We start from the raw sequence: 12,649 nt of genomic DNA, 5'->3' as shown, positions 1-12,649 counted from the left end.
GGCCCGGGGTGTTCCCGGGTCCGGCCGCGTCAGGGGCGCCGAGGGGTCAGTCCCGGCCGGGCGCCGCCAGGATGCACAGCAGGGAGCAGGCCACCGCGGAGGACGGCGTGCTCGTGGTCGGTGCGGTGCCGGCCGGGGAGTTCGCGGCGACGAAGCTCGCCGACGCGGTGTTCTTCATGGGCAGGGCCAGCAGGAAGGAGTTGCAGTAGACCTGGCGGCTGCTCCCGGACGCCAGCGTGAAGGTGCCGGCGGCGCTGCGGCAGGACGGGGTGACGGCGTCGTTGACGCTCACCGCCGCCGCGTCCACCGGGCCGGCGTTGCTGACGGTGATCCGCCAGTACGCGGTGCCGAGCAGGCGCAGCAGCCCGACCGGGCTGGTCTTGGCCCAGGGGCCGGGGCCGCCGGGGCCGCAGTTGTGCGGGTTGTCGGAGGCGCAGATCTCCTTGTTGACGGTCACCTGGGGCCGGCAGCCGGCGCCGGGTGCGACGGGGACGGTGACGGTGTTGGAGGTGAGGGCGCCGGTCGCGTCCGTGCCGGTGGCGGTGTTGGAGATCTGGGCGGTCGCGCAGTCGGTGGTGACGGTGGTCCGGAAGCACAGCTGCGGTGCGTCGCCCCGGTACTCGACCACCAGGGTGGGGTGGTTGTCCGGGGTGAAGTCACCGGCGCCGTTGAGCACCAGCTGGGCGGTGACGGTGATGGCGGGGTGTGCCGTGACGGAGACGGCCGACAGGTCCACCGTCCCGGCCGGGCTGAGCGCGGGCGTGGCGACGGTGCTGCCGTCGGGGTCGGTGACGATGACCCGGGAGGCCGCGAGGTCGACGTTGGCGAGGTCGATGTCGGTCAGTCGCGCCTGGGTGTAGCCCTGCACGTGACCGGGCGCGCCGTCGCAGTAGAAGTCGGCGGGCTTGAGGGTGACGGCGGCGCCGCTGTGCACGCACGGCGTGGCGCCGCTCGCCGGGTCGAGGGAGAACAGGACGCCGGCGTCGCCGAGGCCGATCAGGCAGCGGGTGGTGGCGTCGTAGCTGTAGCCGTAGTCGCGGGTGTTGCCGCCGTTGACCCCGGGGTGGAGGGCGGGGGTGGGGAATCCGGCGCACGGCGCGGCGTGCGTCCAGTCGTGGCAGACGGTCGCGCCGGGCACTCCGCCGCCCCAGACCGGGAAGTAGCTGCGGGTCCCGCCACCGTCGGTGACCGTCTCCGGGTTGAAGGTCAGCACGCCGCCGGCCAGCGTCGCCAGGGTGGCGGGGGCCGGGAGCGCCGAGCCGTCCGGGCGATAGCAGGTGGTCAGCAGGGTGGACCCGCCGACGGTGGTGGTACAGACGCCGTCGGGGTGTCCGGCGGTGTCGTACGAGGTGTAGGCGTTGTAGGTGTAGTAGCCGGCGTTGGGACCGGCCGGGAGCGGGGTGCTCCAGCCGGTGCAGGCGGCCAGGGTCGCGGTGTCGAAGCAGCCGAGGGTCGGCGGGCCGGCGGTGGTGGAGCCGTTCTGCGGGGAGGAGGACGCGAAGACCTTGTCCCCGATGGTGGTCAGGGCGCCGAGGTAGAGGGCGCCGGGCGTGTTGGGCAGGTCGTGGTTGGGGGTGACGACCGGGGCGTACGGCTGCCCGGCGCAGGGGGTGCGGGTGGTGATGGCGAGGCAGAGCACCTGCCCGGTGTTGGCCACCCCGTAGAGGTTGCCGCCGACGGCGACGAGACCGGCCAGGTTGTTGGCGGTGCTGGGCGCGGCCGCGGTGCTCGCCAGGGCGAAGTACCCGCAGTTGGCGCGGGCCCCGAGGTCGAGGCATCCGACGCCGACGGAGCCGGCGGTGACGGCGGGGTAGTAGACCACGCCCGGCCGTCCGGGATCCAGCACGTACTGGGGGGTGAGCGGGCTGCCGATGTCACCGGTGTTGCCCGCGCCGAGCGGGCCGGGGGTGGTGTTCAGCGGGCGGGGCCAGGGGCCGCCGGTACAGGGCTGCCCGGCCGAGAGGCTGCTGCAGACGACCTGGCGGGCGGTCGTCCCCGCGTGGTGGTAGATGTTCCACGACTCGACCTCGCCGGAGGCCGTCCGGTACAGGACCGGGGTGAACCCGTCACCGCCGGTGGACTGCGCGGTGGGGCGGACGGGTGCGAGCAGCGGCGCGGAGAGACCGGTGCCGCCGGGCCGCGCGACCGGGTTCTCGGCCCGGACGGCCTTGGTCGCCGCGCCCGGGTCGACGGCGCCGAAGGACGTCCCGTCGGTCGACCAGGACGGGGTCCAGCCGGGTGGGGCGTGCAGCGATCCGGGCAGGTAGCTCTGGGCGCTTCCGGCGCCGGTGACCGGGTCGGTGAGCACCGCCGGCGCGGCGGCGCCACCGGTGGCGGCGTTGTCGTACCGGACGACCCAGTTGACGGTGTCCCCGTGGTCCGCCGGGCTCGCGCCGGGGTGGGTGACGTTCTGGGCGCTCTTCGCCAGCGTGGACGTCCCGCTCGGGGCGGTCGTGGTGTCCGCGGGGGCGGCGGCGGCTCCGGGGGCCAGATCTCCCAGGCCCGAGAGGAGGGTGGCGGTCAGGGCGGCGGCCGTGACGGCGCGCAGCAGGCGGGTCGGAACGGGCGGACGGAGGCTTTTCAGCACTGGTTCTCCACCTCAAGGCGACAGGCAGGCTGACAGAAGGTCAGCCTGCGCCGCTCACCACGGTAGGGAGCGCGGGAAGAAGCGGTCAGTCCGTTTTGCCTATTAGTCGACCAGTGCTCGAATCTGACAAAACCAACGTCATTTGAAGTTGCTCCGCGCCCGTCCGCGGCCGCCCCCGAGGCCCGGCAGCGCCGCTCGGCGGGGTGACTGCCGGACAGTCACCCCGCCGGACCGGGCTCGGCACCGCTCTCCTGGGGAGCCCTGCTCCGCGAGCGCTACTTGCTGACGGCGAAGCGCATCAGGTCCCGCTCGTCGCCCTGCTTGATCTTCCCGGTCTCGTTGATCACCTGGAGCTTCCAGCCCGCGCCGACCCGGACCGCCTTCGCCACGGCGCAGCCGTTGTCGTTGGTGAGCAGGCTCGGCCAGATGTCGGCGACCTGCTGGACGCTCCCGCCCGTCGCGTCGTACACCTTGAAGCTGATGTTCCGCGCGTTCTGGAACGCGCTGCGCTTCTTGTACGCGGCCGCGACGAACACGATGGCCGTGATGTTGGCGGGCACCCGGGAGAACTCGACGGTGACCGTCTCGTCGTCGCCGTCCCCGTGCCCGGTCTGGTTGTCACCGCTGTGCACCAGCGAGCCGTTGCCCAGCGGGTCCAGCGAGTCGAGGCCGGCCAGCCGCACCGGCTCCGAGCCCTGCATCGCGATGGCGATCAGGTCGAGGTCGGTGCCGGTCTTCTGCCGGAGCTTGCCCATCAGCCCGCCGCTGCTCCCGGCCGTCGGGTCCCAGGACGCGCCGATGGAGAGGTGGGTCACCCCGTCCAGGTCCGCCGGGCCGTCTTCCTTCGTCAACGTGATCATGCGTGGTCCTCTCAGGAACGGAACTGCTCCACACGAGTCTGCCTGGTGTCCGGTGCTTTCCGGCCACCAGGGCAGCGTGTTCCCGCCGACGGCGGCCCGGCCGGACGCGCCGGCCGGGCCCGGACACGCCGGCTAGTCGCATCCCGCTGAGAGGAACTTGGCGATGGGCGGGCCGAAACGGTCGGTGTCGACGAGGAACGCGTCGTGGCCCTGCGCCGACTCCAGGGCGGTGAAGTGCACGTCGGTGCCACCGGCGCGCAGCCCCTCGGCGATCTGCCGCTGCTGTTTCAGGGGGAACAGGATGTCCGTCTCCACTCCCATCACCAGCGCGCTGTCGAGCTGCACCGCGGACAGGACGGCGTCCGGGGTGCTGCCACAGGACTCGCCGAGGTCGAACTGGTCGATGGAGTGGCTGAGGTAGAGGTAGCTGTTGGGGTCGAATTCGTGCACGAAGCGGCGGGCGTGGAACTCCAGGTAGCTCTCCACCTCGAACTCCATGCCGAACGGTTCCGTCCCCGGGCGGCGGCCGGCGGTCAGCCGGGCCCGGCCGAAGCGGTCGTCCCACTCCTGGGCCGACCGGTAGGTGGCCAGGCCCAGTTTGCGCGCGGTGAGCATGCCGCGCAGCGGGAACCGGTCCCCGTGGTACCGGCCCCGGTTCCAGTGCGGATCGTGCCGGATCGCCTCGCGCTGCAACGAGCGGATGGCGATGGAGAACGGGAGTGAGTGCACCGCCCCGGAGATGTTGATGTGGGTCCGCGCGATCCCGGGGTGGCGGGCGAGCAGGGCGAGCGAGCTCATCCCTCCCATGGAGGCGCCCAGCACGCAGGCCAGGCGCTCGACGCCCAGGGCGCGCACCGTGTACGCGGCGGCGTCCGCGATGTCCTCGACGGTCAGGTCGGGGAACTCCAGCCGGTAGGGCTCACCGGTGCCCGGGTCGACGGAGGCCGGCCCGGTGGATCCCTTGCAGCTCCCCAACGAGTTGACGCAGATCACGGACCACCGGTCCGTGTCGACGGGCCTGCCCGGCCCCAGCATCGCCTCCCACCACCCCGGGCGCGGGTCGCCCGGGTGCGAGGCGGGGTGTGCGTCGGCCGAGAGGCCGGTCAGGATCAGGATCACGTCGTGTGCGGCGTCCAGCGGCCCGTAGGCCTCGTAGCCGATCCGGGCGCCGTGCAGTGCGCCGCCCCGCTTCAGCGGGAATCCGTCGGGCAGGTCGACGAAGCGCGTGGCGGGGGGGATGAATTCGCTCATGCGCCTGCTCCCCCTCAGGTTCGGGCGTCGCCGTGGCCCTCGTCCAGCGAGGCGAGCCATTCGTCGTCCGACCCCTCGTTCATTCCGTCGAACAGGAAGGTGGACAGGTAGCGTTCGCCGGTGTCCGGCAGCATGGCGAGCAGGACCGAGCCCTCGGGGGCGGTCTCCGCGACGCGCAGGGCCGTCGCCATGGTGGCTCCGGCCGAGATCCCGGTGAAGATCCCCTCCTCGGCCGCGAGCCGGCGTGCCGTGTCGCGGGCCACCACCTCGTCCACGGTGAGCAGTTCGTCGATCACGCTCCGGTCGAGCACGCCGGGCACGAAGTTGGGGGCCAGCCCCTGGATCTGGTGGTGCTTCCACTCCTGGCCGGCCAGCACGGCGGCCCGGTCCGGCTCGAAGGCCACGACGCGGACCTGGGGCCGGGCGCGCTTGAGCATCTGGCCGACGCCCGTGAGGGTCCCGCTGGTGCCGAACCCCGAGACGAAGTAGTCCAGCCGCTTCCCGGCGAAGTCGCCGAGGATCTCGGAGGCCGTGGTCTCCCGGTGGTAGGCCGGGTTGGCGGGGTTGTCGAACTGGTGGGAGCGGAACCAGCCGTACTTCTCGGCCAGTTCGTCCGCCCTGGCCCGGCCGCCGGCGCTGCCCTCGGCGACGGCGGGGAAGAGGATGACCTTGCCGCCGTACGCCCGGATGAGCTTGCGCCGCTCCACCGAGAAGTCGTCGCCCATGACCGCCACGAACCGGTAGCCACGGGCCGCCGCGACCATCGCCAGCGCGACGCCGACGTTGCCCGAGGTGCACTCCACGATCGTGTCACCGGGTTTGAGCTCTCCCCGCGCCTCGGCGTCGAGGACGACCGAGATCGCGAGGCGGTCCTTCACGGAGCCGCTGGGGTTGAAGGACTCGACCTTCGCGTAGATCGTGACGTGTTCGGGCGCGATGCGGTTCAGCCTGACGATGGGTGTGCGGCCGATGGTGTCGAGGATGCTGTCAAGGAGCGGCATGACGGAGTTGCCCTTCGTAGGCGGACACGGGCGCGGGTCGAACGGCGGGCCCGTCAGTTCGGTCGGGTGGCGGGTGCGGTCGCCGGGAGTGGGGCGGCGGCCACGGGAGCGGTGGTGACGGCGTAGGTGGCGATGATCTGCGTCATGGCCTGCTCGACCTCGGCCGAGCTCCGGCCGCCGACCAGGAACCGGCCGGCGTTGGGCCAGACGTCCTCGCCGGCCCGCAGTACGTCGCCGACGGCGGGGGTGCTGCTGTCCAGGATCGAACCGGGGAGTTCACCGAGCCCGGTGACCCGGGTGACCACCTGGGGCTCCTTCACGGCCAGCGGTACGTACAGCCAGCCGGAGGAGTCCGGGTGGTCGAGCATGGTGGTGGGGGTACGCAGCTCCGAGGGCCTGCCCAGGCAGGCGAGCACCGCCTCCCGGACCAGGTCGACGCCGAAGGCGGTGCGCTGGTGCCAGGGGACGCCGGCGCCGCCGAAGCGGTTGCCGATCTCCAGGAAGACCAGCTCGTCGTCGGGGGTGTGGAACAGTTCGAGGTGGATCACGCTGTCCCGCAGCCCCAGGGGCTCCAGCACCGACGCGGTGAAGGCGCGGATGCGAGACACCAGGGCCGGGTCGTCCGCGGTGACGGCGGCCAGCGGTGCGTCCCCGTACTGGAAGTCGAAGCAGCTGTCGAGGTAGCGCGAGGCGCAGAACCAGCGCATGGCGCCGTCCCGGACGACGGCGTCGATGTGGTGGATGGAGCCCGCGACGAACTCCTCGGCCTGGTAGCCCGCCTCCAGCGCGCCCGCGGCTGCGAGCTCCAGCAGGGCGGCGGCGTCGTCGAGGACGCGCACGCCCCTGCTGGCGGCCTGGCTGCGCGGTTTGAGCACGATCCGGCCCTCGGTCCGGGCCGCGAAGTCCGCCAGTTCGGCCTGCCCCGTCCGGGGGCCGACGGGCAGGAAGCGCGGTACGGGCACGCCGGCGGCGGCCACCGCCTCCTTCATCGGCACCTTGTCCCGGCACAGCAGCGCCGTGCGCACGGTCGTACCGCGGATCCCGAGGTGCTCGCGCAGCCGCGCGGCCGGCAGCGTGGTGTGCTCGTACATCCCGACGACCGCGGCCGGCGGTCCGAATTCGGCGGCCAGCGCGTCGACGAGCTCGCGGATGCGCTCGAAGGCGTGGTCGTAGGTGTCCAGGTCGTCGGTGTCCGGGAGGTCGAGCAGCGCGATCCGGGCGAAACGGGCGGCGAGTTCCCCGGGCAGCCGGGCGGCGCTCGCACGCGGCATGACGGCGGTCACGAGGTCGGCGTCGAAGTCGACCGCGTGCGCGTCGGAGGCGTGGAAGCCGACGTGGACGATGTGCTGCCCGGTGCGCGCCGGGGCGGCCGGACCGGGGCCGGGGCTCACGGGCGGACCGCGATCGACTCCTGGAGGAACAGCCGCTTGGACGTGCCTCCGCGCTCCCGCACGTAGGCCACCAGCCTGTCGCTGTCGATCATGGCCGGGTGCTTCTCGTCGTACTCGACGCACATCACCGCGCCCAGCCAGGGTTCCTGCCCCATCGCGTACACGTAGACCGTGCGGGCCCGGAGCGTGTCGACGATCGCCGCCGCCTGCTCGAAGTTGCTGCCCTTGAGGCGGCGGCCCGCGTCGAGCCTGCGCTCCAGCCGCTCCGGGAAGAGCGGCCCGTAGAGCCAGCTGACCGGGGCCCCCACGCTCTCCATCCCGATGAACACCGTGTCCACCTGGCCCACGGTCGCGGTGACCTGCGCGTACAGCTGGGGGGAGATGTTGGTGGAGTCCGCGGCGAACAGGATGCGGGTGCCGTCCAGGTCGAGCAGCCAGCCGCACTTGGTGCGGATCCGGATGTCGCCGTGCTCGCCGAGGAAGGGCAGGGCGGTGATGGTGCCGCCGGGGGTCTCCAGGGTGTCCAGGTCGTCGAGTTCCACGACGTCCCGGAACCCGAGCGCGCCGAGGATCCGGGTGAGGCCCGGGTCGACGAGGCTGGCGCCGGCGGACTTCGCGACGACGACCCGGCCCACCCGGTGCCGGATCCTGAGCAGTGTCTCCAGGAGCATGTGGTCCTGGTGATTGTGGGTGATCAGCACGTGGTCGATCCGCTCGGGCAGGTCGTCGAGGGTGAACCGCCCGTCGCTCTCGTGCGAGTACCCGCTGTAGCTGACCACCGGGTCGACCAGGAAGGTGGTGCCGCGGTGGCGCACGAACACGCAGGCGTGGCCGACGTACTCGACGGTGTCCGGCGCGTCCTGCGGGGCGGCGGCCGCCGGTTCCGGCGTCTCCTCGAAGAAGCCCTTGAAGGTCTCCGCGCGCTCCCCGGCGAGGCCGAGGTCCGCGGTGAGCCCGTCCAGTTCCTGGGGGCTGAGCCCGCCGGCGAACACCCGGTCGAGCAGCGGCGAGGCCAGCGGAACGGTCACCAGCACCTGCTCGGGGGTGTACTCCAGGACCGGTGTCGTGAGGGCGAACTCCCTGGCGTCCTGCTCGATGGTGGAGAACCGGACCTGCTGCAGCCCCGGATCGAAGTACGGGGACGCGTAGAACAGCGGCTCGATGAAACGGTAGTCGGGGGTGCGGTTGTCCCGGTTGTAGAACAGCTCCACCCGCCCTGCGAGCGGCTCGGGCAGCTCGCGGTACACCGGCTCCATCGAGGCGCCGTCCAGACCCGGCAGGATCTTCTGCTCCAACTCGTCGATGGCGTCCGCGAGTTCGTAGAGCCGGGCGTACTGCCCGGAGACCGACTCGTACCAGTCGCGGATCCGCTCGTAGGAGCCCTCGCGACCGTGCACGAAGGGGCCGCCCTGGAAGCGGGCCTGTTCGAGCGCCGTGCGATGGGCCTCGGGCTCCTCCAGGTAGGACTCGACGATGTTCCGGTAGTGGCCCTTGAGGTACTTCGCGAGGGTGAACGGGGGCAGCAGGTAGGACCAGGCGTACCACCCGGCCACGGCGGGCTCCGCGATGACGTTGCGCTTCAAGGACACCAGCGGCGGTAAGGCCATGTCAGCTCCCAAGGTGGTTCTGCCGGAGTTCCCGGACGATCGGCCGGTCCGTGCTGCGGACCTCTTCGCTCCAGCCCGCCGGGCCGAGCCACTGGCGGAGCGCCGCCAGCAGGGGCAGGTCCGCGCCGCCCGCCTCCGTGACGGTCGCCAGCCACTCCTGCGGGCCGACCACCCGGTCCGGCGCGAGGCCCAGCTCGGCGCGCAGCTCCTCGACGCCGTAGGTGCGCTGCACCAGCACGGAGGTCTCGGCCGCGCCCTGCGAGCCGGCCGCCGTCAGCAGCGCCGTCACCACGTCGGCGACGTGGCAGACCGGCACCAGGCCCTCCAGCCGGGGAAGCACGCCGTGGCGCAGCGACAGTCGCAGCAGCTGGGCGAACACGTCCCGTTCCAGGAAGGCGTGGTCGCCGCCGGTGTGCCCGTAGACCAGGCCGGCGCGTACCAGGTCGACCGTGCAGCGTTCGCCCCCGAGCGCCCCGAGATACCCCTCGGCGACGAACTTCGCCTGCGAGTACGGGTCCCCGACGGCGGCCAGCGCGTCCTCGGTGAACGGCAGGAACCGGGCGCCGACGGAGGCGGCGGACAGGAACACGAACCGTGGCGAGTCCAGCGCGGCGGCCGCGCGCAGCAGGGTGCGGGTGGAGGCGATGCTCCCGTTCAGCTGACGCTCCAGCGGCAGCAGGTGGTTGACCTCGAAGCCGCAGTGCACCACCGGGCCCCAGCGCCGGCCGGCCCCGCCGGCGGCGTCCCGGGCGAGCAGGTCGGCGTCCCCGTAGCCGAGGAACTCGACGTCGGCGTAGTCGGCGGCGGCGCGCCCGAAGCGGGCACGGTGCCGGGACACCAGCTCCGCCGGGTCGCTGGTGGTGAGGACGGTGAGGTGGCGCCCCGCGCCCAGGAGGCGGTCCAGGACGTGGCCGCCGATGAAGCCGCCCGCACCGGTGAGGGTGACGCCCCGGGGCTGCTCGCCGTCGCCCGCGGGGGCCGGGCGCAGGGCGTCGAGCTCCGCCGGGAGTCCGGCCAGCTCCGCGGCGACGGCGGCGAACACGCCCGGGACGGGGTCGTGCGCCGGCGGCGCGGCCGGCCCCGTGCCGCCGGCGGCCCCGGACCGGCCGCGCAGGCCGGTGATGAAGTCGGCGACGCTGAAGTCGTAGTTGAGCAGGTCGAAGACGGCCTGGACGGTGTCCTTGCCGTAGATCCTGCTCAGCTCGACCTGGATCCGCACGAGCGCGAGCGAGTCCCCGCCCGCGTCGAAGACCGAGGTGGCGGGCTCGATCGCGGTGCCCAGGACGCCGGCCACGACGGCGTGGACGACGGCCAGGTCGTCGGGGTCCGCTCCCGCGCCCGGGGTCGGCCCGTCGGCACCGGCCGACGCGCGCTCCGCCGCCTGCCGTACGAGGGCCAGCACGGCCGCCCGGTCCGTCTTGCCGTTGTCCGTGAGCGGCAGTTCGGGGAGGGCGAACAGGACGTCCGGCACCTCCCAGGGCGGCAGCTGCCGGCGCAGGTACGCCTTCGGTCCGCCCTCGTGCTCGGCGGTGGCGGTGTGCGCGAGTACCAGCGAGGTGCCGTCCTCCAGGAGCACGGCCGAGGTGTCCAGCAGCCCGGCGATCCGGCCGGCCAGTTCGCCCAGGCCGATCCGGTGGCCGAGCCGCTTGACCTGTTCGTCGAGTCTGCCCAGGTAGAACACCTCGCCGTCCCGGAGTTCGACCTCGTCACCGGTGTGGTAGGCCGGTGCACCGTCGACGGTGGTGAACGGGCCCGCGCCGTCGGGGGACGCTGCGGACGACCCCTCGTAGCCGAGTGCCACCCCCGGACCGACGAGGACGAGTTCGCCCCGCCCCGAGGCCGCGTAGCCGCCCGGTGCGGTGTCGGTGTCGTACACCCGGGCCGTCCAGCCCTCGATCGGGCGGCCGACCGAGGCGGAGAAGCGGGAGAGTTCCGCGACGCTGAAGCACACGGTGCCCTCGGTGGGGCCGTAGGCGTTCAGCACCCGGCTGTAGCGGGATGCGGCGCGGAACTCCCCCTCGTACAGCGCCTCCCCGGCGAAGACGACCGTGCCGATCGCCTTGCGCGCCTCGTCGTCCAGCCGGGCGTAGACGGACGGCGGCAGCGTGATGACGTCGCAGCCGTGGTCCCGCAGGTACCGGCCGACCGCGCTGAGCCAGGAGCCGTTCTCACGGGGCGGCACCACCAGTCGCGCGCCCGCGTACAGGGCCACCAGGATCTCGGCGATGGAGGCGTCGAAGGACAGGGAGGAGAACTGGAGCACCCGGCTGCCGGGCTTCACCCCGAACAGGCGGCTCTGGTCCCGGCACAGGTTCTCGACACCGGCATGGCCCACGTTCACGAGCTTGGGCAGGCCGGTGGAGCCCGAGGTGAAGATCGAGTACGCCACCTCCGAGGAGGGCGTGCCGCCGGTGGCGCCGCCAGCCGCCGCGGCAGCGGACGCGATCTCCTCGGCGCCCAGCACGCGGACCGCGAGGCCGTCCTCCCGGCCGGCCGCCCGGAGTGCTCCGAGCGAGTCCGCAGTGCAGCAGAGGACGAGGCGGGGGGCCGCGACGCGGATCGCCTCCCGGAGGCGCTCCACCGGCAGGTTGGGGTTGAGCGGGGTGTGGACGAGCCCCGAGCGGAGCACCGCCAGCGCCCAGATCACGGCCTCGGCGGTGTGCTCCCCCACCAGGACGACCCGGCCGCCGTCCGGGCAGATCCGGCGCAGTTGCGCCGCGCGCTCCCGGGTGGCCTCGTCGAGTTCCGCATACGACCAGCTCTGCGTTCCCGACTCCAGCGCCACCAGGTCGCCGCGCCGCCCGAGGAGTTGGGTGACGAAGGCAGGCACTTTCACGAAGAAACCCTCTTTCGACTTGCCGAACGTGTGCACCGGAGGTGTCAGTGGGCCGGCGCCGGACCGGGGCTAGTAGATGATCCGACCGTTGGCCGAGAGCCGGCGGGAGCGCGAGCGGCGCAGGTCACGGGTGATGTTCATGCGCTTGAGCCAGCGGTCGCCGCCGTCGAAGTCGGCCCGGAAGGCCTTCCGGCCGTGGATCGCCTTGCTGTTGTCGAGGAACAGGATGTCGCCGGGCGCCAGGGGGACGTCCCGGATCGTGCGGTTGACCTCGCCGCACAGCCGTTCCAGGGCTCCGGCGGCCTCCTCGTTGAGGGGCGTCATGCAGTCGGGGTCCAGGCACAGGTAGGGCTCGGCCTCGTCACCGGACAGCACGCTCTGGACCACCGGTTCGCGGTGGATCTGCTCGATGCCGTCGAAGGCCTTCCGCGCGCGGTCGTGCTGCCCGCCCGGCGGGTTGCCGTCATGGGCGTTGCGCTCGGCGGAGTGCGAGCCGCTCGGCCGGGTGGCGAACAGCGGCTGCCGGAGGATCTCCCGGTCCGCCTCGTCGATCCGGAGATCGGCGATCTCGGCGTACGTGGTGGGGCCTTCGTGGGGATTGCGCAGGCACATCAGCGCGGTGTAGTCCGCGCGGTGGGCGTGGAAGGCCTCCTCGGTGTGCCACTCCAGCAGTTCCGCCGACCCGGAGGAGATCTGCTCCTTCTCGTGGCCCTTGATGGGCACGATGTTGTGCATCAGCAGCCCGCCGTGCAGGGTCGCGTAGCCGAAGGGGTCGCCGAGGAGCTGCGCGCACAGGGCGAAGACGACCTCCTCCCGGAGCGCGGCCGACACCTCCCCCTCCGGCGGGTACCAGTGCGCGGGGGTGGGGCCCAGGTCGTCGCCGACCCGGATGCCGGACAGCAGGAAGGCCCCCGACGGCTCGGTCAGCCGGAACTCGACGAGCGTCTCCCGGAGCTCCCGGGGAAGCTCGTGCGCGGCCACGGCGGCCTTCCGGTGGAAGTCCGCGTCGTGGACGCTCGCCACCTCGCGGGTCAACTCCCGTACGAGGTCGTCGATCTCGTTGTTGGCCTGGGCGTCCAGGTGGTACTTCTCCATGTCCACGACCTCCGTAGAAGG

At 72.7% G+C, this 12,649-nt stretch carries 8 protein-coding genes; all 8 read right to left on the bottom strand.

Annotated elements, in window-relative coordinates:
• Nucleotides 1–46: 46 nt before the first annotated feature.
• The 8 genes from ACFUK0_RS06915 to gntD all read right to left on the bottom strand — a co-directional run bounded on the left by ACFUK0_RS06915 (nt 47) and on the right by gntD (nt 12,628).
• Nucleotides 47–2,587, bottom strand: coding sequence for a hypothetical protein (locus ACFUK0_RS06915; RefSeq protein WP_380247018.1), 2,541 nt, complete (start codon nt 2,585–2,587; stop codon nt 47–49).
• A gap of 275 nt (nt 2,588–2,862) precedes the next feature.
• The gene (locus ACFUK0_RS06910) at nt 2,863–3,447 is read right to left on the bottom strand and encodes a TerD family protein (RefSeq protein WP_380247017.1); all 585 of its coding nucleotides are present in this window, start codon (nt 3,445–3,447) and stop codon (nt 2,863–2,865) included.
• A 132-nt stretch (nt 3,448–3,579) separates the two neighbouring features.
• On the bottom strand, nt 3,580–4,698 hold the full coding sequence (locus ACFUK0_RS06905) for a homoserine O-acetyltransferase (protein WP_380247016.1): 1,119 nt from the start codon (nt 4,696–4,698) through the stop codon (nt 3,580–3,582).
• A 14-nt stretch (nt 4,699–4,712) separates the two neighbouring features.
• Nucleotides 4,713–5,699 (bottom strand): cysteine synthase A, encoded by a 987-nt coding sequence (gene cysK / locus ACFUK0_RS06900; RefSeq protein ID WP_380247015.1) that lies wholly within the window; start codon nt 5,697–5,699, stop codon nt 4,713–4,715.
• A gap of 53 nt (nt 5,700–5,752) precedes the next feature.
• Nucleotides 5,753–7,090, bottom strand: coding sequence for an acetyl-CoA carboxylase biotin carboxylase subunit family protein (locus tag ACFUK0_RS06895; RefSeq protein ID WP_380247014.1), 1,338 nt, complete (start codon nt 7,088–7,090; stop codon nt 5,753–5,755).
• On the bottom strand, nt 7,087–8,697 hold the full coding sequence (locus ACFUK0_RS06890; protein ID WP_380247013.1) for an MBL fold metallo-hydrolase: 1,611 nt from the start codon (nt 8,695–8,697) through the stop codon (nt 7,087–7,089). Before ACFUK0_RS06890 ends, ACFUK0_RS06895 begins: the two co-directional genes overlap by 4 nt.
• Nucleotide 8,698: 1 nt before the next feature.
• A complete protein-coding gene (locus ACFUK0_RS06885; RefSeq protein WP_380247012.1) occupies nt 8,699–11,533 on the bottom strand; it encodes an AMP-binding protein in 2,835 nt (944 codons plus the stop codon).
• Nucleotides 11,534–11,602: 69 nt separating this feature from the next.
• Nucleotides 11,603–12,628: a guanitoxin biosynthesis L-enduracididine beta-hydroxylase GntD gene (gene gntD, locus ACFUK0_RS06880; RefSeq protein WP_380247011.1), complete on the bottom strand. Its 1,026-nt coding sequence runs from the start codon at nt 12,626–12,628 to the stop codon at nt 11,603–11,605.
• Between the last annotated feature and the right edge of the window lie 21 nt (nt 12,629–12,649).

Origin of the sequence: Kitasatospora sp. NPDC057223 (genome assembly GCF_042669755.1) — a bacterium.
Lineage (GTDB): Bacteria > Actinomycetota > Actinomycetes > Streptomycetales > Streptomycetaceae > Kitasatospora.
The sequence above is the reverse complement of the archived record's forward strand: the minus strand, read 5'-3'. Positions and strand labels throughout refer to the sequence as shown.